At 73.7% G+C, this 24199-nt stretch carries 17 protein-coding genes; 3 read left to right on the forward strand and 14 right to left on the reverse strand.

The window, feature by feature from the left end; all coding sequences use genetic code 11:
• Positions 1 to 80 precede the first annotated feature (80 nt).
• From OG867_RS21780 to OG867_RS21840, 13 genes are all read right to left on the reverse strand, one after another.
• Positions 81 to 1409, reverse strand: a complete 1329-nt coding sequence (locus OG867_RS21780; protein WP_406287701.1) for a vWA domain-containing protein — start codon at positions 1407 to 1409, stop codon at positions 81 to 83.
• Positions 1410 to 1489: 80 nt separating this feature from the next.
• Positions 1490 to 2710: a PP2C family protein-serine/threonine phosphatase gene (locus OG867_RS21785; protein WP_406287703.1), complete on the reverse strand. Its 1221-nt coding sequence runs from the start codon at positions 2708 to 2710 to the stop codon at positions 1490 to 1492.
• A 2-nt stretch (positions 2711 to 2712) separates the two neighbouring features.
• The gene (locus OG867_RS21790) at positions 2713 to 5496 is read right to left on the reverse strand and encodes a tetratricopeptide repeat protein (protein ID WP_406287705.1); all 2784 of its coding nucleotides are present in this window, start codon (positions 5494 to 5496) and stop codon (positions 2713 to 2715) included.
• Complete coding sequence (locus OG867_RS21795) at positions 5493 to 6833, reverse strand: hypothetical protein (protein ID WP_406287708.1); 1341 nt, start codon at positions 6831 to 6833, stop codon at positions 5493 to 5495. Before OG867_RS21795 ends, OG867_RS21790 begins: the two co-directional genes overlap by 4 nt.
• A gap of 78 nt (positions 6834 to 6911) precedes the next feature.
• Positions 6912 to 7883 carry a glutamate ABC transporter substrate-binding protein gene (locus tag OG867_RS21800; RefSeq protein WP_406291106.1) on the reverse strand — a complete coding sequence of 324 codons (972 nt, stop codon included), beginning with the start codon at positions 7881 to 7883 and terminating at the stop codon, positions 6912 to 6914.
• 95 nt (positions 7884 to 7978) lie between these two features.
• A complete protein-coding gene (locus OG867_RS21805) occupies positions 7979 to 9403 on the reverse strand; it encodes a hypothetical protein (RefSeq protein ID WP_406287710.1) in 1425 nt (474 codons plus the stop codon).
• A 322-nt stretch (positions 9404 to 9725) separates the two neighbouring features.
• Positions 9726 to 10700: an N-acetylglucosamine kinase gene (locus tag OG867_RS21810; RefSeq protein WP_406287713.1), complete on the reverse strand. Its 975-nt coding sequence runs from the start codon at positions 10698 to 10700 to the stop codon at positions 9726 to 9728.
• Positions 10691 to 11956 carry a 6-phospho-beta-glucosidase gene (locus OG867_RS21815; RefSeq protein WP_406287715.1) on the reverse strand — a complete coding sequence of 422 codons (1266 nt, stop codon included), beginning with the start codon at positions 11954 to 11956 and terminating at the stop codon, positions 10691 to 10693. Before OG867_RS21815 ends, OG867_RS21810 begins: the two co-directional genes overlap by 10 nt.
• Positions 11957 to 11959: 3 nt before the next feature.
• Positions 11960 to 12862, reverse strand: coding sequence for a carbohydrate ABC transporter permease (locus OG867_RS21820; RefSeq protein ID WP_406287718.1), 903 nt, complete (start codon positions 12860 to 12862; stop codon positions 11960 to 11962).
• A 1-nt stretch (position 12863) separates the two neighbouring features.
• Positions 12864 to 13805, reverse strand: coding sequence for a sugar ABC transporter permease (locus tag OG867_RS21825; RefSeq protein ID WP_328900195.1), 942 nt, complete (start codon positions 13803 to 13805; stop codon positions 12864 to 12866).
• 10 nt (positions 13806 to 13815) lie between these two features.
• Entirely contained in the window at positions 13816 to 15153 is a 1338-nt protein-coding gene (locus tag OG867_RS21830) for an ABC transporter substrate-binding protein (RefSeq protein ID WP_406287720.1), read from the reverse strand.
• 62 nt (positions 15154 to 15215) lie between these two features.
• Positions 15216 to 16433, reverse strand: a complete 1218-nt coding sequence (locus tag OG867_RS21835) for an ROK family protein (RefSeq protein WP_406287723.1) — start codon at positions 16431 to 16433, stop codon at positions 15216 to 15218.
• Positions 16434 to 16559: 126 nt separating this feature from the next.
• Positions 16560 to 17615, reverse strand: coding sequence for a mechanosensitive ion channel family protein (locus OG867_RS21840; protein WP_406287726.1), 1056 nt, complete (start codon positions 17613 to 17615; stop codon positions 16560 to 16562).
• Positions 17616 to 17808: 193 nt separating this feature from the next.
• On the opposite strand from OG867_RS21840, the gene OG867_RS21845 reads away from it, so the two are divergent.
• Positions 17809 to 18345, forward strand: coding sequence for an HNH endonuclease (locus OG867_RS21845; protein WP_018106039.1), 537 nt, complete (start codon positions 17809 to 17811; stop codon positions 18343 to 18345).
• Between the two features lie 67 nt (positions 18346 to 18412).
• Here the strand turns inward: OG867_RS21845 and OG867_RS21850 are convergent, their stop codons facing one another.
• Positions 18413 to 21415 (reverse strand): beta-N-acetylglucosaminidase domain-containing protein, encoded by a 3003-nt coding sequence (locus tag OG867_RS21850; RefSeq protein WP_406287728.1) that lies wholly within the window; start codon positions 21413 to 21415, stop codon positions 18413 to 18415.
• Positions 21416 to 21728: 313 nt separating this feature from the next.
• Between OG867_RS21850 and OG867_RS21855 the strand changes: the two genes are divergently transcribed.
• Together OG867_RS21855 and malQ are read left to right on the forward strand one after the other, a co-directional pair.
• The gene (locus tag OG867_RS21855; protein ID WP_328900190.1) at positions 21729 to 21995 is read left to right on the forward strand and encodes a hypothetical protein; all 267 of its coding nucleotides are present in this window, start codon (positions 21729 to 21731) and stop codon (positions 21993 to 21995) included.
• Positions 21996 to 24152 (forward strand): 4-alpha-glucanotransferase, encoded by a 2157-nt coding sequence (gene malQ, locus OG867_RS21860; protein WP_406287730.1) that lies wholly within the window; start codon positions 21996 to 21998, stop codon positions 24150 to 24152. It begins immediately after the preceding gene.
• The last annotated feature ends 47 nt before the right edge of the window (positions 24153 to 24199 follow it).

Here is a 24199-nt window from a genome sequence, read left to right on the forward strand (position 1 = left end):
GGCCCGCAGGCCGTCATGTGGCGTGCTCCGCCGCCCGGCGGACCTGGACCGGCGGGCGGCTGATCGTTGCGGATATGTGGTTATTTCTTGACGCGGACCGTCTTCGTGGAGCGCGTCTCGAGAGTCATCTCGTCCGCTTCCGCGACCTTCGCCTTCAGTCGCACAGTACCCGTCGCCGCATCGACCACGTCTACCACCTTCGAAAGCAGTTTCGCAGTGTCCTCGTTCCCGGACGCCGATGCCAACTGCACCGCTCGGCCCAGTTTGGCCGTGGCGCCGTCGAAGTCTCCCGACTTTCGGGCATCGAGCCCCTGCTGGATGACCTGTGCCAGTTCGGCCTGGCCCGTGTAGTGCGCCACCTGCGGATTGATGGAGGTCGACGCCACCATGTCGTCCGTCCACACCGCCCGTACCAGCCCCTGCGAGAGCGTCTGCGGGGCCCCGCCGGACGGGTCGGGAAGGACCAGGGAGACCCGGGCGGCGAGCATCTCCTGCCCGATGCCGGCCTCCGGCACCCGGACGCACACGTGGTAGTCGCGGGACTCGTCGCCCCAGGAACCGGTCGGGTAGTCCCCGGCGCGGGGGCCCGCCTCGGTGCGGCGGCCGGTCAGGTCGGCGACCGTCGGCGCCACCTGCTTCACGAACTGGATCTCCACGCCGACCGGGGTCCACAGCCGCAGCGCCACGTCCGCGACCTCCTTGCCCATGGCGTTCTCCATCATCTGCGTGAAGTCCGCCGAGAGCCCGGCCGGGTCGGCGACGATGTCGGCGGTGCCGAGGAGGGCGGAGGCGATGCCTGTGACCTCCTTCACCTCCCAGTCGGTGCCGACCCCGCGGGCGTCACAGGTGAACCGGCCCGCACAGGCGTCCAGCGCCGCACGCAGGTCCTCGGGCGACTCGTGCTCGTTGCGCCCGTCGGTGAGCAGGATGCCGTGCCGGATGTCCACGTCCGCCGCGCCGAGCAGCCGGTCCGCCAGCCGCAGCCAGGTCCCGATCGCCGTACCGCCGCCCGCGCTCAGTCGGCGCAGGGCCCCCCTGGCCTCGGCCCGGGTCCGCGGGTCGGCGACCGCGAGCCGGCCGTTGCCCGGGTAGACCTCCTTGGCCACGTGCGTCCCGGCGACCACGGCGAACGAGGTGCCGTCGCGCAGGGTGTCCACGGCCGCCGCCGTCGCGTCGCGGGCGTTGCGCATCTTGGTCGGCGGGTAGTCCATCGAACCCGAGCAGTCCACCATGATCACCACGGCGGCCCCGGTGGCCCGCCCCGGCAGCGGCACGCCCCCGGTCGTGCCGCCCCCGGTCGACGTGACCGTGATGATGCCGTTGACCTCACGGCCGCCCTCGGGCAGGTACTCGTTCTGGTACACCTCGACGGAGAACTGCGGCACGTTCGACTTGGAGAAGTTGGCCATCTGATCGGCTCCTTGAGGCTCCACGTCTCGGATGAAGCCAGAGGTACGGACAAGGCGTAGAGGGGGTGAATCCCCCCGTATCAGGCGGAGCCTGCCCCTTGCGGTGACACGGCGAACGGCAGCAGGGCCACTGTTACGTTGTCGTGGCCGCCGCCGTCCAGGGCGTGGCCGACCAGGACCTGGGCGCCGTGCAGCGGACGGGCGTACGCGTCCTCGGGCACCGCGGCGGCCATCTCGGCGGCGGACTCCGCGTAGTTCCACAGGCCGTCCGTGCAGACCACCACGAGGCCCGGCCGGTCCGGTTTGAACGAGGCGGTGTGCGGCTCCAGTTCGTACGCGTCCGCGCCGAGCCAGCCCGTGATGGCGTGGGCGCGCTCGTCCGCGTACGCCTCCGCCTCGTTCATCAGGCCCGTCGCCACCATCTGCGCGGCCCACGAGTCGTCCTCGGTGAGCCGGGCGGGCGCGGTGGAGCGGTCCTCGGGCACCCAGTACACCCGGCTGTCGCCGACCCAGCCGACGACGAGCAGCCCGGCCGCCATGACCGCGCCGACCAGGGTGCACGCCGGGGCGTTCTGGTGGCGGTGCGGATCGCGCTCCGGGCCCCCGGGCTCCTGGGCCAGCACGTTGACCGACTCCGCGGCCGCCACGATCGCCTCGTGCATCGCCTGCTGCGGATGCGTGCCGCGCGGCAGCGACGCCAGCAGGGAGGCGTTGGCCGCGCTCGCCGCCGCCGCCGACGCCTCGTCGGGCCGGCTGGCCGAGGACACCCCGTCGCAGACGATCGCCACGACGGCCGGGGAGCCGTCCGGCAGCGCCGTCGTGGACACCGCGAACGAGTCCTCGTTGCGGTGGTGGCGCAGCCCCCGGTCGCTCACCGCGGCGACCGCGCCGAGCTCCTGCTCCATGTGGTCGCGCTCGCGCGGCTGGGCGTGGCCGCAGTTCTCGCAGTAGCCGTCGCCGTCGACCCGCCCGGCCCGGCAGGCCACGCACACCTGGCCGCCGGCCGCCGGGGCCGGGGCGGCCGCGGGGGCCGGCGGAGGCTCCGGGACCGCACGGGGGTCGGGTGCCGCGCCCGGGGCTGCCAGCTCGAAGTCGCCGGAGGCGCCGGGCCCGTCGTAACGGACCTCCGAGGAGGCCGCCGCTCCCGGGGTGGCGATGGCGACCGTCGGGCGGTCGCGGGGCGGCTCGGGCACGGCCGACAGGTCGTACCCGCAGGCGCCGCAGAACAGGTCGCCCTGCTCCAGCGGCTCCTCGCAGCCGGGGCACCTCGGCAAGGCGGTCTCCTGGTGGTTCTGCGACATGTTCACACCCACGTTCGGGGGCGGAAGCGGTTGGCCCGCTCCACCAGTTCGATCCTCTCGGCCCCGGGCTCCGCGAGCCGGGCGAGCATCCGGTACGCACGCTCCAGGCCGAACCGCAGTCCGCGCTCGTCCAGCTCGCTGCCGAGCAGCGTCCCCGGGCCGCGCGTCCCCGCCGGCTGCGGGCCCGAGGGGCTACCGGAGAGTACCCAGTCCAGCGCCGTACCCAGCACCTCGGTCGAGAGGCGTTCCCGCCGGACCGCGTCGAGCCCCAGCCCCGACAGGGCCGACACCTGGGCCGAAGCGGCCGTCAGGTCCGCCATCAGCGGCTCCTGGGGGGCCCGTTCACGCAGCCGGGCCCGGACGGCGGCGATCCGGGCCGCCGTGTAGTGGATCGACGCCTCCGGTACCGACTCCAGCGTCCGGACGGCCGAGCTCCGGTCACCGGCCGCGATCTGCACCCGGGCCAGCCCGAAGGCCGCGCTCACGAAGCTCGGGTCGGTCAGCCACACCAGCCGGTAGTACTCGGCGGCGTTGTCCAGCTGCCCCAGGACCTCCGCGCAGATGCCGAGGGCCAGCTTCGGCGCGGGCTCCCCGGGGAACGCGTCGTACACCGCGTCGAACGACAGCGCGGCGTTCTCCTTGTCGCCGTTCACCAGCGAGGTGAGGCCCCGGTACCAGACGACGCGCCAGTCGTCGGCGTGCTGCCCCTCCAGCGCGGCCAGGGTCTGCGCGGCGGCGGCCGGGTCGCCCATCTCCAGGTAGGCGCGCAGCTCGCGCAGCCGGGTCTCCAGGGAGGCGGCCGGCACCGCCTGCAACGCGGCGATCAGCTCGGCGGGCGCCGACGCCATCACCCCGGCCAGGAACCCCGCGTTCGGGTCGCTCGCGTCGACCCGGGGCACGGGCAGCGCGAGCGAGGTCCCCCGCACGTCGAGCCCGCCGAGCCGGGGCGCCCCGGAGCCCGCCGGCACCGGAGCGGCACCGGGGGAGGGGACCGGGCTGCGCGGAGCGGGGACGCTCGCGGCGGGCGCGTACGGCAGGGGGCCCGGGCCGGTGCCCGCCCCGCCCGGCGTACGGACATGGGTGGCGGCCGTGGGCACCGGCGCCGCGCCCGTGGGCGAGGCGGGAGGCGGTCCGGCGGGCAGCGCCCCCGGTATGCCCCCGGGCGGGGTCGCGGCGGCGGGCGCCGCGGCGCTCGTACCGCCGCGGCGGCCGAAGCGGCCCCCGGACCCGGCGGCGGCCCGCGCCCCCAGGCGCGACACCTCGCCCGCCCCGTCCGCGAACAGCTCCGTGTCGGTGACCCGCAACTCCGCCCCGAACAGCGTGGACAGCGCCGGGCGCGGGCGCCCCGACTGGAGCGAGACCACCTCGCGCAGCACGCCCGTCAGCTGCTCGGCCATCTCCGCCGCCGAGGCGAACCGGCGGGCCGGGTCGGGGTCGGTGGCGCGGACCAGGAGCCGGTAGAACGACTCGTAGCTCCGGAACACCTCGATGTTGTCCGGGTCCGGCAGCGAGTCCACGAAGACGTTCGTGTACCCCTGGAAGTCGAAGGTGAGCACCGCGAGCGTGCGGGCCACCGTGTACAGGTCGGAGGCGACCGACGGGCCCAGCTCCGCGACCTCGGGCGCCTGGTAGCCGACGGTGCCGTAGATCGCCGACTCCTCGTCGTCCATCCGGCGGACCGCGCCCATGTCGATCAGCTTCAGCTGGTCCTCGGTCTGGATCGCGTTGTCGACCTTGAAGTCGCAGTACAGCAGGTTGCGGCTGTGCAGATGCCCCAGCGCCTCCAGGGCCTCGATGCCGAACGCGCACGCCTGCTCGACCGGCAGCGGATCGCGCTTCCCGGCCGGTGTGCGGCGCTCGTTGGCGATCTCCTTGAGCGACTTGCCGCCGACGTACTCCATGACGATGTAGCCGTCGAGTGAACCGGTCCGCTGGTCCAGGTGCTCCACGAAGTTGTAGATCCGGACGATGTTGGAGTGCTCGATCTCCGCGAGGAACCGCCGCTCCGAGATCGCCGCCGCCATCGCGTCCTGGTCACCCGTGTCCAGCAGGCCCTTGAGTACCACCCAGCGGTCCGAGACCGCCTTGTCCACCGCGAGGTAGACCCAGCCGAGCCCGCCGTGCGCCAGACAGCCCGCGACCTCGTACTGCCCGTGGACGACGTCGCCCGCCTCCAGCTTCGGCACGAAGGAGTACGGGTGGCCGCACTTGGTGCAGAAGCCCTCGGTGCGGCCCGGCCGGTCGCCCCGGGCCCGCCCCACCGGCGCCCCGCAGTCGGAGCGCGAGCAGAACCGCTTGCGCTCGGGCACTTCCGGGTTCTCCATCACGGCCGTACGCGGATCGGGCCGCGGCACGTCCGGCACCTGCACCAGACCCGCGCCCAGCCGGTTGCGGCCCGAGGTGTTGGCCGACTTGGCGGAGGAGCGCACCGACACCGACTGCGCGCCGGTCCGGCCGGACAGCGACAGGGACCGCGAGAGCCGCCCCGACACCGAACGCCGCGACGTCGAGGACCGTGACGAGGACCGCGAGGACGCCCGCGAGGAGGACTGCGAACTGCTCCGCGCCGAAGCGCTGTTGGACCCCCGGCTGCCCCGGCCGCCGACCGCGACCCCGGTGGGAGGCGAACTCACCATCCCATCCCCGAGTTCTCGGCTTCGCTCGAACAGGGGAGACCCCACTGGCGACACCACGGGCGCCAGACCGCAGGTGTCGCAGTACAGCTCACCGCCGCCCATGTCCTCGTAACCGCCCTCGCACGCGGGGCGCTGGCACTGCGTACTCATGTCCGTTCCCCCTCTTCGCCCCGCCGCCACGACGGTTTGTCACCTCTGCCCAGCAGCTCCAGCGCCGCGTCCTGATAGCGCTGCACCGCCTGCGCCGCCACCCGCAGATCGCACGGGGCGCTCCACAGCATCCGCCGCGCCGCGTCGTACCGCTCGATCAGGACCGGGTCCTCCGCAAGACCGTGGCGGGCCACCTTCGCCTTGTAGGCGTCGAGCCGGCCGCGCAGCTCCGCCCGGACGGCCAGCGGCGCGGTCACCGCCGTCAGCTGCTCGCGGGCCCGCAGCAACTCCTCCTCGGCCTCCCGCTCCAGGGTCTCCAGGAGCGGCGAGAGCCGGTGCCAGCGGGCGTGCCTGCGGTACTCCGACGCGGCGGCCAGGCGCTCCTGGAGGACGGTCGGCGGGCCGTTGACCACGGGCACCTCCGACGCGGCGATCTTGGCCAGCACCTCGCCGCGCGCCACCCGGGCCTCGGCCAGCGTGCGGTCCGCCCTCGACAGCACGTCGCGCAGGTGCACCAGCCGCTGTTCGGCGTCCTGCCGTACGGCGAGCACCGCCTCGACCTCGCGCCGCACCTCTTCCAGCGCCCGGGCCGCCCGGTCGTAGCGCGTCGTGTCGGGGCGCCCGCCGCCGGGCGCCGCGCTCCCCGGTCCCGGCAGCCAGAAGGCCAGCGGGTCCGAGATCACCTGCGCCCGCAGCGTGGCCAGCTCCTCGGTGATCGCCTCCAGCTCGTCGCCCGCCGGGTGCTCACCGGGCCGGACGCCCACCGAGTGCGCCAGCGAGTGGGTGCGGCGCAGCTCGGCGGCGAGGAGGTCTATGCGGGCGGGCATCGCCGACCACACGGCGTCCGAGGCCACCACCATGTCCAGGGCGCTCGCGTACAGACCGTTCATCCGGGAGACCAGCTCCTCCAGCGTGAACCGCTCGGAGAGGCGGGCCGGGCCGGAGACGGACGGGTCGTGCCCGGCGGCGCCGTGCGCCACGGTCACGCCCTGGCCGCGCAGCAGCTCGGTCAGGACCGTCAGGTCCTCGCGGTTGGGGTGGCGGCGCCGGGCCCGCACCTCACGGGCCCGGTCCAGCACCCCCGTATACGCGTCGAAGTAGCTCCACAGCAGCGTGACCGACCGCTCGGTGACGGCCCACCGCTCCCTGGTGACACCGGACAGCTCGGCGCCCTCCAGGAGCCTGCGGCCCGCGTGGTCCTGGAGGGCGAGGAGCGAGGTCTCGATCGCCTCGTGCTCCGCGCCGAGCCGGGACAGCGCACGGTCGGCCTCGTCCCGGTCCATGACCGGACCGGGCGGCCGGGCCGCGTAGCTGGGGAAGGGGCCAGCGACGCCCATCGATCACCTCTCCGCTCTCCCCGCCGGGCCTCGGCCCCGCGGGATCAGTGCGCCGCCGCCCGCAGGGCGGGGCCGCCGCTAGTCCCGGTACTTCGGCTCCGGCGGCGCCTGGACCCCCGGCAGGCCCTCCTGGAGCCAGGACCGGTACGACTTCATCCAGAGGCTGTCCGCGCCACCCGCCCGGTAGTCGACCAGGACCTTGTTGACCCGGGACACCAGGTCGTCCGCGCCCTTCTTCGTGGCCACGCCGTAGTACTCGGTGGTGAACGGGTCGCCCTTGAGTTCGACCGCCGGGTCCTGGGCGGCCTGGCCCGCGGCCAGCGCGTTGTCCGTGACGACCGCGTCGACCTCGCCCAGCTGGAGCCGCACCAGGCAGTCCAGCTGGTTGGGGACGGTCAGCCGGTCCTCGTCGGCCGGGGTGCCGTCGTGCTCGTCCTTGAAGACCGAGCCGAACGACTCCTTCTCCAGCGCCTCGTACGCCGTCGAGCCCTCGGCGGTGCAGATGCGCTTGCCGGACAGCGTGGAGTTGAAACCGGTGATCGAGTGGTCCTCCTTCGCGGCGAGGACCTGCTGGCCGGCCTGGAAGTAGGCCGTGGAGAACGAGACCTGCTTCAGCCGGGCGCAGTTGATCGTCATCGTCCGCACGACCACGTCGACCTTGTCGTTCTCCAGCGCGGCGATGCGCTGGTTGGTCGGGATGGCCCGGAAGATCACCTTGTCGCCGTCACCGAGGATGTCCTTGGCGAGGGCCCGGACCAGGTCGATGTCGAAGCCTTCGAGGTCCCCGGTCTCCGGATTGCGGAAGCCCCACTGGAAGCTGTTCTGGTCGACGCCCGCGATGAGCTTGCCGCGCTCCTTGATCTTGCGGACCGCGTCCCCGTCCGCCGCGCCCGGCCGCAGGCTCGCCTCCGGGTCCGTGCAGGCGTCGGCCTTCGCCTGGAGGGCGTGCGCCGCGCCGGGCCCCGTCACCTGGGGGCCGAAGACGTCGTCGCCCGAATGGGAGAGGGGCAACAGGGTCAGCGCCGCGGTCAGCGCGCAGGCGGCGGCCATCGCGGTCACCCCGCCCCAGCCGCGCAGCCGGTGCGGTGGACGTCCGTGTCCGGAAAGGCCCGTCCTCGGGTCCTTCGCTGTCATCGCTCCCCCTGTCACCGGAACTCCGAGAGCCTGCGGTTGACGCCGACGATGCCCGCGACCGCGCCCAGCACGGCCAGGATCACCGCGCCGGCCGGCAGGCCGCCCAGGGCGCCGCGGCCGTCCCGCGCGGCCCGGGTGAAGTCGTCCTGCTCGTGCGCCAGGGCGTCGCGCAGCGCGTCGTCCACCTTCTTGAAGGACTCGCCCGTGGAGTTCTCCTGGCCGATGATCTGCTCCAGGGCCGATTCGTAGTCACCGGCGTCGTCGGTCCTGCGGGCCGTACGGTGGCGGCCCTGCCACTCCTTGACCGCCTCGGCCGCCGCGGCGACCGGCTTGCCGCCCTCGCCGTCCCCGGTGTCGTCGGCCAGCTTCGCCGCCGCGGCCAGCTCGCCGCCGAGCGCCTTCATGCCCGCCGTGTAGTCGGTCTCGTACTTGTCGTTCTTGCCGTCCGCGGTGAGCACCGCGCCCCGGGCGACCACCGTCAGGTTCTCGTCGGCGCGCGCCTTCAGCGAGTCGATGCGCGCCCGGTTGAGCACGTCCATGGGCCGCTGCCCGTGCGAATCGGCCTCGGCCAGGCCGGACCTGGCCACCGTGTGCCCGACCGCGAGCCACAGCAGCAGCACCGTCGTCGCGGCCGTCGCGGCCAGCAGCCCGTGGTTGAACACCCGGTTCGTCCGGCGGTAGTTGCGGCGCTGCGCCCAGGCCAGCACGGCCAGCGCGACGATGCCGGCGACGAGCGAGAGGAGCGGCCAGCGGCGCGCCGAGCCCTGGTCGTCGCCGAGCCGGCCGGTCTCCGCCGCGTACAGCCGCTCGGCGGCCGGCAGCAGCTCGCCGGACATCGTCTGGTTCGCGTACCGCAGATAGGCGCCGCCCAGCGGGAGCCCCTGGCGGTTGTTGGCGCGGGCGCGCTCGATCAGGCCCGTGTAGCGGGGGAGTCCTTCGTTGAGCGTGGTGATCTCGCGGCCGGACGCCGTGGCCGCGTCCGTGTTCGCCGCGGCCTTCACCAGCAGCCGGGACGCCTCCTCGATGTCCTTCACATACTGCTCGTGCACCGCGCGCGGCTCCTGCGGCCCGGCCAGGAAGCCGCTCGCCGCCGCCGCGTCCGCGTCCGCGAGCGAGCGGTAGATGCCCGCCGCGTCCGCGCTGAGCGGCTGGCTGCGCTCCACCACGTCGTCGGCGGAGGCGGCCCGGTCGTTGATCTGTACCGCCGTCACCGCCCCGAACGCGAGGACCAGGAGGGCCAGGACGGCCCCGATGACGCGCAGCCGGCCCGGTTCGGTGGTCGCGGCGGCACGCAGCCGCCCCACGACGACGGCCAGGGTGCTCGGCTGCGGCGGCACGGGCGCGGGCCCCGGCACAGGCGCGGGCGCGGCCTCCGGCGCAGGCGGCTGTCCCAGCGCGCGTTGCAGCGCCTCACGCGCACTCGGCGGGTGTGTCACTCGACCTCCCCCTCGGTCACTGACGGCGGCCCGCCCCCCGGCCGATCGGGGGACTGGTGCCCGGCCAGAAGTATGGCCTCAGGGACCGGCACCCACATCCAGAACGCCTGGATCGGGCACCGGACCACGCGGCGGCCGGCCGTGACCGGCCGCGGTCAACCGCATTCGATCAAGACCGGCGCCGTTGATCAAGGCGAACGGCACGATCCCCCGCCGAACCGTCCTCCCCATCACCAACACGACTGGGAAGCCCGATCGGTTCCCCTACGCGAAAGGCGCCCCGCAACCCGCAGGCTACGGGACGCCCCTGACGGCCCGGCGGTCAGGCGTACTGCGCCCGCAGCCTCGCGTGCACCCCGGGCGCCGCGCCCGTGTGGTCCAGGGCCAGGAGCCCGGCGCCGAGGACCGGCGACTCCTGCACCACGCGCACCACGGCCTTCGGGGCCCGCGCTGCGAGGAGTTCGCGGATCCGGTCGTCCAACCGCGGGTGGCGCGCCGCGAGAACGCTGCCGCCGAGCAGCACCGGCGCCTCCTCGTCCAGCAGCCCGAGGCGGGTCAGCGCGACCGAGGCCAGCGCCACGACCTCCTCGGCCAGCCGGTCCACCAGGGCCCGCGCGACCGGGTCGCCTGCGGCGCCCGTCGCGAAGAGCACCGGCGCCAGCTCGTGCCGGCGCTCCGGCGCGATGCGGCCCAGGTGCAGCGCCTCGATCAGGGCGTACATCGAGCCGAGCCCGAAGTGCGCGGGGAGCGTCCGGGCCAGCTCGGTCGGCTCGCCCCGGCCGTCCTCGGCGCGCGCGGCGAACCACAGCGCCTCCTCGGACAGGCCCGAACCGCCGCCCCAGTCGCCGGAGATCCGCCCGATCGCCGGGAAGCGCGCGGTGCGCCCGTCCGGGACCATGCCGACGCAGTTGATGCCCGCGCCGCACACCACGGCCACGCCGCGCGGCTCGTCGACCCCGGCCCGCAGGATCGCGAAGGTGTCGTTGCGCACCTCGACGGTGCGGCCCCAGCCGCGCGCGGCCAGCGCCGCCGTCAGCTGCTCCTCCTCGACCGGCAGGTCCGCGTTGGCGAGGCAGGCGGACACATGGGCCACCTGCCCGGCGTCCGCCCCGGCCTCGGTGAACGCCCGCTCCACCGCCGCGCCGAGCACGTCGACGGCCGTCTCCACTCCGGCCAGCGGCGGCTGGAACCCGCCGCCCCTGGCCGTGGACAGCACCGTGCCGTCCGCACCGATGAGGGCCACGTCGGTCTTGCTGTTCCCCGCGTCGATCGCGAGGACGGAACCGTTCACGCCCACGCGAGGTGCTCCCGGTTGTGCGCGATCAGCTTGTCGGTCAGCGCCTCGGCGTACGCGAACTGGCCGATCAGGGGGTGCGCGAGCAGCGCCTTGAACACCCGGTCCCGGCCGCCGTGCAGCGCGGCCTTCAGGGCCAGGTCCTCGTACGCCGTGACGTTGCCGATGAGCCCCGCGTACAGCGGGTCCAGGGCGGGCACGGCGAGCGGTGTGGCGCCCGAGCCGTCGACCTTCGCCTGGACCTCGATCACCGCGTCGTCCGGGAGGAACGGCAGGGTGCCGTTGTTGTACGTGTTGACCACCTGGTGCGCCGAGCCGCCGCCTCCCAGGAGGGCTGCCGCCAGGTCCACGGCCGCCTCCGAGTAGAAGGCGCCGCCGCGCTTGGCGAGCAGCGCGGGCTTCTCGTCAAGGGCCGGGTCGCCGTACATCGCCAGGAGTTCCTTCTCCATGGCGGCGACCTCGGCGGCCCGGGAGGGCTTGGTGCCGAGCTCGCGGACGACCTCGTCGTGCGCGTAGAAGTACCGCAGGTAGTACGAGGGGACGACGCCGAGCCGGTCCACGACCGCGCGCGGCATGTGCAGGTCGTCCGCGATGGCGTCGCCGTGTTCGGCGATCAGCCGGGGCAGCACGTCCTCGCCCTGCGGGCCGCCGAGGCGTACCCCCAGCTCCCAGGTGAGGTGGTTCAGCCCGACGTGGTCGAGGTGCACCTCGCCGGGGGCCACATCGAGCAGCCGGGCGAACTTGCGCTGGAAGCCGATGGCCACGTTGCACAGGCCGAGGGCCTTGTGCCCGGCCTGGAGCAGGGCGCGGGTGACGATGCCGACCGGGTTGGTGAAGTCGATGATCCAGGCGTCCGGGTTGGTGCGCCGGACCCGTTCGGCGATGTCCAGGACGACCGGGACGGTGCGCAGGGCCTTGGCGAGGCCGCCGGCGCCGGTGGTCTCCTGGCCGATGCAGCCGCACTCCAGGGGCCAGGTCTCGTCCTGGTTGCGGGCGGCCTGGCCGCCGACGCGCAGCTGGAGCAGGACGGCGTCCGCTCCGGCGACGCCCGCGTCGACGTCCGAGGTGGTGACGATGCGGCCCGGGTGACCCTGCTTGGCGAAGATCCGCCGGGCGAGGCCGCCCACGAGGTCGAGCCGGTCGGCGGCCGGGTCGACGAGGACCAGCTCCTCGACCGGCAGCGTGTCACGCAGCCGGGCGAATCCGTCGATCAGTTCGGGGGTGTAGGTGGACCCGCCACCCACTACAGCGAGCTTCATGGTTCAGCCCTTTACTCCGGTCAGTGTGACGCCCTCGACAAAAGCCTTCTGTGCGAAGAAGAAGACGACGATCACGGGGGCCATGACCAGAACGGTCGCGGCCATGGTCAGGTTCCAGTCGGTGTGGTGTGCGCCCTTGAAGGACTCCAGTCCGTAACTCAGCGTCCAGGCCCCCGGGTTCTCGGATGCGTAGATCTGTGGGCCGAAGTAGTCGTTCCAGGCGTAGAAGAACTGGAAGAGGGCGACCGCGGCGATCCCCGGCCTGGCCATCGGCACCACCACGCGCAGCAGGGCACGCAGTTCGCCGCAGCCGTCGACCTTCGCCGCGTCGAGGTACTCGTCGGGGATGGTCAGCAGGAACTGCCGCAGCAGGAAGATGGAGAACGCGTCGCCGAAGGCCATCGGGATGATCAGCGGCCAGAGCGTGCCGGACAGGTCCAGTTGCTTGGCCCAGAACAGGTACATCGGGATGACCACGACCTGCGGCGGCAGCATCATCATCGAGATGACGAGCATCAGCGACAGATGCCGGCCGCGGAAGCGGAACTTGGCGAGCGCGTACGCCACGGGCAGCGAGGACACCACCGTGAGGACGGTGCCGGCTCCCGCGTACAGCAGGGTGTTCCGCCACCAGGTCAGGAAGCCCGGGGTGTCGAACACCCGCTTGTAGTTGGCCCACTCGAAGGGGTGCGGCCACAGGTCCCGGGTGAGGGCCTGCTGGTCGCTCATCAGCGAGGTGAGCACGAGGAAGACGAACGGCAGTACGAAGAAGAGCGCCGCCGCCACGCCGAGCGCGTGCACGGCGATCCAGTTCAGCAGCGCCTTGCGGCGTGCCACGCGCTGGGCCGGGGTGACGGGGTCACTCACCGGTCCGGCGGCCTTCGGGTGGTCGAGAACCTGCGCCATGTCACTCACCTGCCTGGATCAGTCCGCTGCGGCGCCGCATCAGCAGTGCGGTGAACGCCATGGCGAGGACGAAGAGTACGAGCGCGACCACACAGGCGGAGCCGTAGTCGAAGCGCTGGAAACCGAGGTTGTAGACCAGCTGCGGAAGCGTCAGAGTCGACTTGTCGGGATAGCCGGGTTCGAACTGCTGGCCCGAACCGCCCATGACCCCGGACGCGACCTTCCCGGCCACCAGCGGCTGGGTGTAGTACTGCATCGTCTGGATGATGCCGGTGACCACGGCGAACATGATGATCGGCGAGATGTTCGGCAGCGTGACGTACCGGAACCGGTGGTACGCGGTCGCCCCGTCCAGCTCCGCCGCCTCGTACTGCTCCTTCGGTACGTCGAGCAGCGCGGCCATGAAGATCACCATCAGGTCGCCCACCCCCCACACCGCGAGCGCGGTCAGCGCGGGCTTGGACCAAGTGGCGTCGGTGAACCAGCCGGGCGTGCCCATCCCCAGGTCGCCGAGGATCGAATTGACCGGTCCGGTGCCGGGGTTGAGCAGGAAGACGAAGCCCAGCGTGGCGGCGACCGGCGGCGCCAGATAGGGCAGGTAGAACAGCGTCCGGAAGACGCCGGTCCCCGTCTTGATCTTGGTGATCAGCATCCCGACGCCGAGTCCGAAGACCACCCGGCAGGTCACCATCACGACGACCAGCCACAGGGTGTTGCGCAGCGCCGGCCAGAACAGCGGGTAGTCGTTGAAGACGTACGACCAGTTCTTGAAGCCGCTGAACTCGGGGGCGGAGAACCCGTCGTAGCTGGTGAAGGAGAAGTAGACCGTGGAGATCAGCGGGTAGGCGAAGAAGACGCAGAACCCGATCAGCCAGGGCGACATGAAGGCCGCCGTCCGAAGCGCCGACCTGCGGCGCTTCGAACGGAGTGTGTACGTGCTCATCGCGTCGGCCCTACTTCGCCTGGGCGATCGCCGCGTCGATTTCCTTCGCGGTCTTCTCCAGACCCGCCTTGACGTCCTTCTGCGTGCCCTTCTCGACCTCGAAGCCGAGGTTCTGCAGGGAGGTCAGGTACGCGCCGCCGTTCACCGAGGGCGGGGTGGTGGTCGACTTCGGGTTGGCCGCGATGTCCAGGAAGACCTTGAAGCGCGGGTCGTACTTCAGCTTCGGCGACTTCAGCGCCTCCAGCGTGGACGGCACGTTGTGGATGGCATTGGCGAAGTTCACCACCGCGTCGGTGTCGGTCGTCATGAACTTGACCAGCTCCCAGGCCGCGTTCTGCTTGGTGGAGGTCGACGCGATGCCCGCGATGGTGCCGGTCAGATAGCCCTTGCCGTACGTGTCGGCCTCGTCGTCCGCGACGGGCGTCGGGGCCACCCCGATCTCGAAGCCCGGCTTGGTGTCCTCGGCCATGCCGAGCCGCCACTCGCCGTCCAGCTGCATGGCGACCTGGCCGGTGTGGAACGGGTGCTTGGCGCCCCACTCGTCACCGAAGCCGGTACGGAACTTCTCCAGCTTCGCGTAGCCGCCGAGCGAGTCGACCAGCTTCTTCTGGTCGGTGAGCAGCGCGGCGAACGCCGGGTCCTTCGCGATGTTCGACTTGCCGTCCGCGTCGAAGTAGGTGGGGTTCCAGGCGCCGAGGTAGTGCTCGGTGGTCGACTCGTAGCCGTGGTAGTTCGGCATGAAGCCCAGCTGCTCGTACGAGTCGCCCTTGGTCTTCGTCAGCTTCTCGGCGTCGGCGGCGAACTCGGACCAGGTCTTCGGCGGGTTCGCGATCCCGGCGGCCTTGAAGGCGTCCTTGTTGTAGTAGAGCCCGTACGCGTCACCCAGCAGCGGGACCGTGCAGCGCACCCCGTCGTACTGGGTGTACTCGTTCATCGCCTTCGGGAAGGTCGCCTCGGGGTCGATGCCGTCCTTCTTCAGGAACGGGTTGAGGTCCACGAACGCCTTCGAGGAGCAGAACTTGCCCACGTTGTTCGTGGTGAACGACGAGACCACGTCCGGCGCCTTGGACCCGCCGGCGCGCAGCGCCTGGTTGATCTTGTCGTCGGTCATGTTGCCGACGACCTTCACGTGGATGTTGGGGTGGGCCTTCTCGAAGGCGGCGATCGTGGCCTCGATGCCCTTCACCTCGCCCGGCGCGCTCCAGCCGTGCCAGAACGTGATGGTCGTCTCCTTGGACGCGTCGTCGTCGGCCCCGGAGCCGCTCTGCCCGGTACAGGCGGAGGCGAACAGGGCTATCGCGGCGGTCGCGGCGAGTGCGACGGCCGGCTTCCGGCGGTTTCCGGACATGGTGGTGTCTCCCGGTGAAGCGGTGGGCAGCAAGGGACGGAAGGTGAACGGAAGGTGAGAGGTCAGCGCGAGGTGTCGAACACTTCGTCGCGGGTGGTGGCGAGCGCGCTCTCCAGCGCGCCGCGCAGAACGGGCCGGTGGGTGACGTCCCCGGCGAGCAGCCGGGGCCTGGACGCGGCGAGCTCGGCCAGCTCGGCCGCGACCCGGGCGCGCAGCTGCTCCCCGCCGCGCGAGAACAGCTCGCCGGAGAGCACGACGATCTCCGGGTCGAGGACGGCGACCAGGGAGGCCAGGCCGGTCGCGAGGCCGGTGGCGAATTGGTCGAGCAGCGTGGCGTACGGTTCCGCCTCGCCCCGCTCCACGGCCTCGACGGCCCGGCCCACCAGCTCGGCGGCGATCGCGTGATGGGTGCCGGAGCCCGGCGCGTCCTCGATGCCCAGCTCCCGGGCCAGCCGCGCGAGCACCTGGGCGCCCGCCAGCTCCTGGAAGCCGCCCGCGTTGGCCTTGGTGACCTGGCGGACCAGCGGCGCCCCCGGCACCGGCAGGAAGCCGACCTCGCCGGCGCCCCCGGTGAAGCCCCGGTGCAGCCGGCCGTTGATGACGAGGGCGGCGCCCAGCCCCTCCTCGTTCCACAGGAGCACGAAGTCGTCGTGGCCCCGGGCCGCGCCGCGCCGCTGCTCGGCCACCGCGACGAGGTTGACGTCGTTCTCGTACTCGACGGGCATCGGCAGCACCGCCGCCAGCTCGTCGAGCAGCGTGCTGGAGTGCCAGCCCGGCAGGTGCGAGGCGTACCGCAGCCGGCCCGTGTTCGGGTCGAAGGCGCCCGGCGTGCCGATGACCACCCGGTGCACGTCGGCCCGGGTCAGCCCGGCGGCCGCGACCGCGCCGTCCAGCGCCTCGGTCACCTCGCGCACCACGCTGTCGGCGCGCCGCCCGGGGGTCCGCAGCTCGAACTCCCCGACCGTCTCGCCGGTCACGTCGGCGACGGCGGCGACGATCCGGTGGGCGTTCACATCGAGCCCGGCGACATGGGCGGCCGAGGCGTTGACCGCGTACAGCTGGGCATTGGGTCCGGGGCGCCCGGCGGCGGTCCCGGTGGCGACGACGAGCCCGGCGGCTTCGAGGCGGGCCAGCAGCTGGGAGGCGGTGGGCTTGGAGAGCCCGGTGAGCTTCCCGATCCGGGTCCGCGACAGGGGGCCGTGCTCCAGGAGCAGATCCAGGGCGGCACGGTCGTTCATGGCGCGCAGAACGCTGGGTGTGCCCGGCGTGTTTCCGGCCATGAGCGTGGCACCTGCCCCTCTGTTAGGAAAGTTTCCTATTCGGTGAGAGGAAGGTAGGGCCCGGGCCACCGGGGCGTCAATGACCTGACCCCCGGTGGCAACCAAAGCGTTACCGGGCCGGGCGGGCTACTTCGTGGTGCTCGGCGGGATCGGGGTCGTGGCGAGCGACTGCGGGGAGGTCGCCGAGGCGTACGCGGACGGGGCGGCCATCCCGGCCGTGGGGTCCGCGCCCTCCGCGGCCTCCTCCGGGGCACCGGTCACCATGCTGATGCCCGCCGCGTCCAGGGCCACCTTGATGCGCCAGCGCAGCTCGCGCTCCACAGCGGCCGCCTGGCCCGGCATGGTCTTCGCGCTCACCCGGACCGTCATCGAGTCCAGCAGCACCGTGTCCAGGCCCAGGATCTCCACCGGGCCCCACAGGCGCTCGGTCCAGGGGTCCTCCTTGGCCATCTCCTGGGCGGCCTCGGTGATCACCGCGCGGATCTTCTCCAGGTCCTCCGTCGGGCGGACCTGGACGTCGACGCCCGCCGTGGACCAGCCCTGGCTGAGGTTGCCGATCCGCTTGACCTCGCCGTTGCGGACGTACCAGATCGCGCCGTTCTCGCCGCGCAGCTTGGTGACGCGCAGGCCCACCTCGATGACCTCGCCGGAGGCGACGCCCGCGTCGATCTGGTCGCCGACCCCGTACTGGTCCTCCAGGATCATGAAGACCCCGGACAGGAAGTCGGTGACCAGGTTGCGGGCGCCGAAGCCGAGCGCGACGCCGGCGACCCCGGCGGAGGCGAGCAACGGGGCCAGATTGATCTGGAACGCGCCCAGGATCATCAGCGCCGCGGTGCCCAGGATCAGGAACGAGGCCACCGAACGGAGCACCGAGCCGATCGCCTCCGACCGCTGGCGGCGGCGCTCCGCGTTGACCAGGAGACTGCCCAGCGCGGTGCCCTGGACGGCCTGCGCGCTGCGGTTCATTCGTTCGATGAACTTGCTCAGGGCGCGGCGGACCAGATGGCGCAGAACGATCGCGACGGCCGCGATGAGGACGATCCGCAGCCCGGTGTTCAGCCAGGTGGACCAGTTCTCCTCCACCCAGCCCGCGGCGTCTCCCGCCTGCTTCGCGGCTTCGTCCAGCGAGCCGCCCGGCTCCGGTGACGGGGCTGCGGCCAACAGGGCGGACAGGGACACGGCGAGACCTCCAGGGGGCGGGCGCTGAACGGAAGAGCGCTGAACAACCACACTAACGGGGGACCCGTGCGGGAAAAATTCCTTCCGCCCCGTTACCCGTACGTGGTGGCGCTTCGACCAGGCGTGAGGGGAGACTGAGAGCGGAGATCGTCCCGGCGCGAGCCACGCGCCGCCGGCGTACAAGGAGGCATACGTGCCGCATGTCCTGGTTCTCAACGCGTCGTACGAGCCGCTCGGCGTCGTACCGCTCCGCCGCGCACTCGTCCTCGTCCTCGAGAACAAGGCCATCTGTCTTGAGGAGTCGGGCGCCCTCATGCACAGCGAAACCCGGGTCGTCCCGGCCCCCAGCGTCGTCCGGCTCAAGCGGTTCGTCCGCGTCCCCTACCGGGGTCCGGTGCCGCTGACCCGGCGGGCCCTGTTCGCCCGGGACGGGGGGCGCTGCATGTACTGCGGGGCCGCCGCGACCAGCGTCGACCACGTCATCCCGCGCAGCCGGGGCGGCCGGCACGCCTGGGACAACGTGGTGGCGGCCTGCCGCCGCTGCAACCACGTCAAGGCCGACCGCCATCTGCCCGAGCTCGGCTGGCGGCTGCACCAGCAGCCCGCCCCGCCGACCGGGCTGGCCTGGCGGATCATCGGCACGGGGCACCGCGACCCGCGCTGGCTGCCCTATCTGCAACCGTTCGGCGCGGACGACGCGATGGCCCGGATCGACGGCATCTCAGCCTGAGACCGGGCCCGCGTGCTTCCCGGGACGGTCCGCCGCCGCCCCGGAGCCCCGGCCTGCCCGTGCCCCGTCAGTCGTCCTTCGCCACCGCGTAAGCCTCGGCCGACCAGAGCGAGATCCCGTACTTCGTGGCCCGCTCGTCGCCCACGACGCGCACGAACCGGGTGTCCTTCGCGTCCATCCGCACCGACTCGCGACCGCCCGCGCCCTCGCGGACGGTCGCGGCGGTGCGCCAGGCGCGGCCGTCCGGGGAGACCTGGACGCGGTAGCGCGAGGCGTACGCGTCCTGCCAGTGCAGCACCACCTCGCCGAGGCGGACCGGGGCGGGCAGTTCCGCCTGCCACCACGCCCCGTCCCCGGCCGGTGAGGACCAGCGGGTCTCCGGGTCGCCGTCCGACGCGGCGGACGCCGGGAAATCGGCGGTCTCGTCGCCCGACGAGGAGGCGGTGGCCCCGCGCAGCAGGTCCGCCCCGGCGGTGCGCGGGTAGGCCCGCACGGTCAGGGTGGTCTTCTCGTCGCCGAAGGTGAACGGCACCTCGTACTCGCCGGCCGGGGTGTCCTCCGGGACCGTGATCTCCACCGGGACCTCGGTCCGCGTCCCGCGCGGCACGGTCGTACGCTTCGGCACCCGGACCTCGATGCCCTCGGGCGCCTTCGCGGTCAGCCGGCCGCGCACCTCGGCCGGGCGCCGGCCGGACAGCCGGGCCCGGACCTCCTGCGGCCCACCGCCGATGACCGCGTCGGTCTCGCCGCGCGCCAGGTCCAGCCGGGCGGCCGGCTCGTCGCCGAACCAGGGCACCAGGGAGCGCACGTCCGGGGCGGTCCCCGCGCGGACGGACGCCCCGGCCAGCGGCGGGATGATCAGGGGCGGGGCCCCGCCCGCCAGCGGGGTCGCGGCCGGCCAGCTGATCCGGACCGCGTCGGCCCGCACCCCCTCGCCCGGCGCCTGGGACCACCCGCTCGCCGACAACGGACCGAGCGCGCGCCACCCCTCGCCCGGCACATGCGCCTGGACCGTCGCGCCCACCGCCACCCCGTCGTCCGGCACGGTCGTCGCGGTGACCGCCTCCAGCGGACGGGCCCGGTCGAGCCGCACCGTATAGCTGCCCGGGGCCTTCGACACCTCGCCGCCCGGCCGGTCCGTGCCGGTCCAGGAGCGGGCCTCCTCGCGGACCCGGTCGAGGAACGGGTCGAGCACGCCCTCGCCGACCTTCGCGTCGCCCGCCGCGATGTCCTCGCGGACCGGTTCCAGCGCCAGGGAGGCCCGCCAGGCGGCGGCCCCGTCGCCCCGGGCCTGGGCGCGCAGCAGGTCCACGGCCAGCTCGCCCGCGTGGCCGTAGCGGGACAGCTGCGCGCTCCACGGGCGGACCTCGGCCCCGAGCCGGCCCCCGGCGACGCCCGCCAGCCGCGCCGGGGCCGCCCGCATCTCGCCGAACGCGTCCCGCAGCCGGTCCGCCGCCGCGTCGAGCGCCTTGCCCGCGCCGTCCGCGTACGCCTCGTGGAACGCGGCGATCAGCGGCCGCAGATAAGCGGACTCGGGGGAGCCGAGCACGGAGCCCGCGCTGTTGCCCGCGAGCGCCCGCAGCGCGCCGCCGCTCCGGCCGTCGCCGCCCGAGAGGTCGTCGATCGCGGCCTCCCAGGACTTCGCGGAGTCGTAGCCCCTCGGGTTCCACGCGAAGTCGGCGGCCGTGAAGAGCGGGATGCGGGAGGCGGCGGGCTGCTCCATCGCGTTGGCCAGCAGCGCCGCCGAACCGGACGCCACCGCCGGGTCCCGGCCGGTGTACGGGCCGAGGAAGATCCGGTCCTGCGCGTAGTCGTTGACCGGGTAGTTGTCCATGGTCACCAGCGGGTGCCCGAACGCGGCGCGCGCCCCGGCCAGTTCGCCGCCGGTGATGGTCCTCGGTACGACTCCGACGCCCGTCCAGGCGACCTCGACCCCGTCCGCCAGCTCCCGGGCGAGCGCCGTGCGGTAGGCCGTCACGCCGTCCTGGTAGTACTCGGTCGGCATCACCGACAGCGGCAGGGCGTCCGGGTGGCGCTCCGCCAGGTGCCGGGCCACGCCGTTCACGACGCGGGCCTGCGCCCGGGCCGCCGCCGCGGGGCCGCTGCCGAAGGCGTCCGCGTCGGCCGCGCAGTGCCACTCGCTGTAGCTGACGTCCTGGAACTGCACCTGGAAGACCCGCACCCCCAGGTCCCACATCGCGTCGATCTTGCGGTTCAGCGCCTTGAGGTCGCGGTCCGACGACAGGCACATGGACTGGCCCGGCGCCACCGCCCAGCCGAGCGTCACATGCTCGGCCCCGGCCCGCTCGGCCAGCGCCCGGAAACCGGCCTTCCGCGCCGCCGGGTACGGGTCGCGCCAGCGGGCCTGGCGGTACGGGTCGTCGCCCGCCGCGTACAGATAGCGGTTCTGCTTGGTGCGCCCCAGGAAGCCGAGCTGCGCCAGCCGGTCCTCCTGGCTCCACGGCTGCCCGTAGAACCCCTCGGTCAGCCCGCGTACGGCGGTGGACGGCCAGTCCCGGACGGTGACCCCGGCGACCTTCCCGCCCCGGACCAGCTGGCGCAGCGTCTGCACCGCGTGGAACAGCCCGTCCTCGCCGACGCCGTCGACCGCCACCGTGTCCCGCTTCGCGACCCGCCCGGCCGCCAGCCGGTAACCGCCCGCCGGGAGATCCGCGCGGTCCGGGGCGCCCAGGCCGCGCAGCGCGTCCGCCGCCCCGTCGCCGCCCAGCCGCAGGACCGGACCGGCGCCCGGCAGCGTCTCGTGGACCGTGCGCACCCCGGCGTCCGCCAGGACCGCGCGCAGCGCCTTCACGGCGTACGGATCGGCCTCCGCGTCCGCGAGCAGGGTGACCTCGCGGCCCAGGGCGACGGCGGGCCCGGCCGCCGCCATGCTCTGCGGGCGCGGCCACACGGCGGGGAGCGCGGCGTCCGCCGCGCGGCTCCGGTCGGCCGCCGACCTGGACGCCGGGTCCGGGGGAGCGGCGAGCGCGGGCGGAGCCCCGGCGGCGAGCAGCCCGCCGAGCACGGCCACGGCGACGGCCGTCGCCCGTGTCCTCCCACTGAGCCGCATCCCTGTCTCTCCCCTCGCCCGGCCGATGGCCTCCGAGCCCACCACCCCGCGCGCGAGGGTGTCAATGTGCGAGGCGTTAGGTGCGGAAACGCCCTGATGTGACCGGTGTGATGAACGGGGTGCGTGCGGCGGGGCGATACGCGAAAGACAGCGCCGAATGGCCGAAAAAGGCGAACGTCTTGCGGGCAACCGGCTCTTCGGGAACGGAATGTGACCCGGAGCACGTTGAACTCGTTGTTGTCACGCCTACGTCTGCGGCGGTGTCCGCTGGGTAGGCCGTCACTGTCCTGTTCTCCACGGCCAGGAGGCCACCATGCCCGCCATCGCGCAGCGTCCGCTCTCCGCCCTCTCCAAACAGGCATCCGGTCCCGCCCCCCTGATCAGCGCCTGCCCCGCCACCGTGCCCGGCCCGCTCACGAGCGAACAGCCGCTCGCCGACGCCATACCCCTGACCAGCGAGCCCCCGCTCGCCGACGCCACCCCCCTGACCAGCGAGCCCCCGCTCGCCGTCCTCGCCCCGCTGACCAGCGAACCGGCCGCGTCCGGCTGCGCGTGGGCCATGGAGTCCCCAGGAGTCTGAATGGGCTTGTCCCGGCTCGCCGCACTGCACGGCGTCGCCACCTCCTTCTCCCCGTCCGCCGGCGTCACCGGGCCCGTCCCCGAGACCACGGTCGTCGCCGTGCTCGGCGCGCTCGGCGTCGACGCCACGACGCCCGAAGCGGTACGCGACGCGCTCGCCGCCGCCGAGTCGGCCGCCCGCGTCCGGCTCCTCCCGGACACGCAGGTGGTGTGGTCCGGCGAACCGCTGCCGCCCGCGCTGACCGGGCTGCCGCCCGACACGGAGCTGACCGTCCGGCCGGAGGAGGCCGACGAGGCGGACCGGGTCCTGATGCGGGTGCCCGCCGGGGAGCCGGATCCGGCCGGACCGGGAAGCGCCTGGTGGACCGAGCCCCCGCTCGGGGTCCACCGGCTCACCGTCCGCGCCCCGGACCGCGAGCCGCAGGACTGCACGCTCGTCGTCGCCCCGGCCCGGGTGCCGCAGCCGCCCGCCCGCACCCACGGCTTCCTCGTCCAGCTCTACTCCCTGCTCTCCGCCCGCTCCTGGGGCATGGGCGACCTCGGTGACCTCGCCGACCTCGCCTCCTGGTCCGGCCGCCGCCTCGGCGCCGGCTTCGTCCAGGTCAACCCGCTGCACGCGGCGGTGCCCGGCGACCCCACCGACCCCTCGCCCTACCGCCCGTCCTCCCGGCGCTTCCCCGACCCCGTGCACCTGCGCGTCGAGTCCGTCCCGGAGTACGGACACGTGCCCGACGCGGTCGCCCTGGACGCGCTGCGCCGCCAGGGCGCCGAGCTGCGGGAAGCCGTCCTGGACAAGGGCGCCCTCATCGACCGGGACGCCGTCTGGGCCCTCAAGCGGCAGGCCCTCGACCTGGTCCTCGCGGTCCCCCTCACCCCCGGCCGGCACGCCGCGTACTGCGACTTCCTCGCCGACCGGGGCCGCGCCCTGGAGGACCACGCCCTGTGGTGCGCGCTCGCCGAGGTGCACGGCCCCGACTGGCACGGCTGGCCCGAGGAACTGCGCGACCCCCGCTCCGACGCCACCGCCCGCGCCCGGGCCGAACTGCTCGACCGGGTCGACCACCACTGCCGGCTCGCCTGGCTGACCGCCACCCAGCTCGCCGACGCGCAGCGCGCCGCCCGGGAGGCCGGGATGCCCGTCGGCGTCGTCCACGACCTCGCGGTCGGCGTGCACCCCGGCGGCGCCGACACCTGGGCCCAGCAGGACGCCTTCGCCCACGGCATGTCCGTCGGCGCGCCCCCGGACGCGTTCAACGCGCGCGGCCAGGACTGGGGCCTGCCGCCCTGGCGCCCCGACGCCCTCGCCGCCTCCGGCTACGCCCCGTACCGCGGCCTGCTGCGCGGCCTCCTCGCCGACGCGGGCGCCCTGCGCATCGACCATGTGATGGGCCTGTTCCGGCTCTGGTGGGTGCCCGAGGGCCGCCCGCCCACCGAGGGCACCTACGTCTCGCACGACGCGGAGGCGATGCTCGCCGTCCTGGTCCTGGAGGCGCACCGGGCCGGCACCGTCGTCGTCGGCGAGGACCTGGGCACGGTCGAGCCCGGCGTCCGCGAGGCGCTGGCCCGGCGCGGCGTCCTCGGCACCTCGGTGCTCTGGTTCGAGCGGGACTGGGCGGGCGACGGGCACCCCCTGGCCCCCGAGCGGTGGCGCCGGGACTGCCTGGCCACCGCGACCACCCACGACCTGCCGTCCACCGCCGCCCGCCTGACCGGCGACCATGTGACGCTCCGCCACCGCCTCGGCCTGCTCACCCGCCCCCTGGACGAGGAGCTGAGGGAGGACGGCGCGGACACCGCCGAGTGGCTGGCCCTCCTCACCCGCCTCGGGCTGCTTCCCGGGGGAGCGGCCGGAGCGCTCCCCGCGGCCGGAGCGCTCCCCGGCGGCGGTGACGAGGAGGCGGCCGTCCAGGCCGTCCACCGCTTCCTGCTGCGCACCCCCGCCCGGATGACCGGCATCTGGCTGCCCGACACCGTCGGCGACCGCCGCCCGCAGAACCTCCCGGGCACCTGGGACCAGTACCCCAACTGGCGGCTGCCCGTCGCCGACGCGGAGGGCGTCCCGGTCACGCTGGAGCAACTGGCCGCCTCGCCCCGGCTGCACCGTCTGATGGACGTCCTGCGCGCCCCGAAGGAGCCCCTGGAGGTCCGCATGCCATGAGCCGGACCCCGTACGGCACCCCCGGGCGCGCGGCCCGCGCGGGTGTT

It is taken from the genome of Streptomyces sp. NBC_00209 (genome assembly GCF_045206345.1).
Classification (GTDB): domain Bacteria; phylum Actinomycetota; class Actinomycetes; order Streptomycetales; family Streptomycetaceae; genus Streptomyces.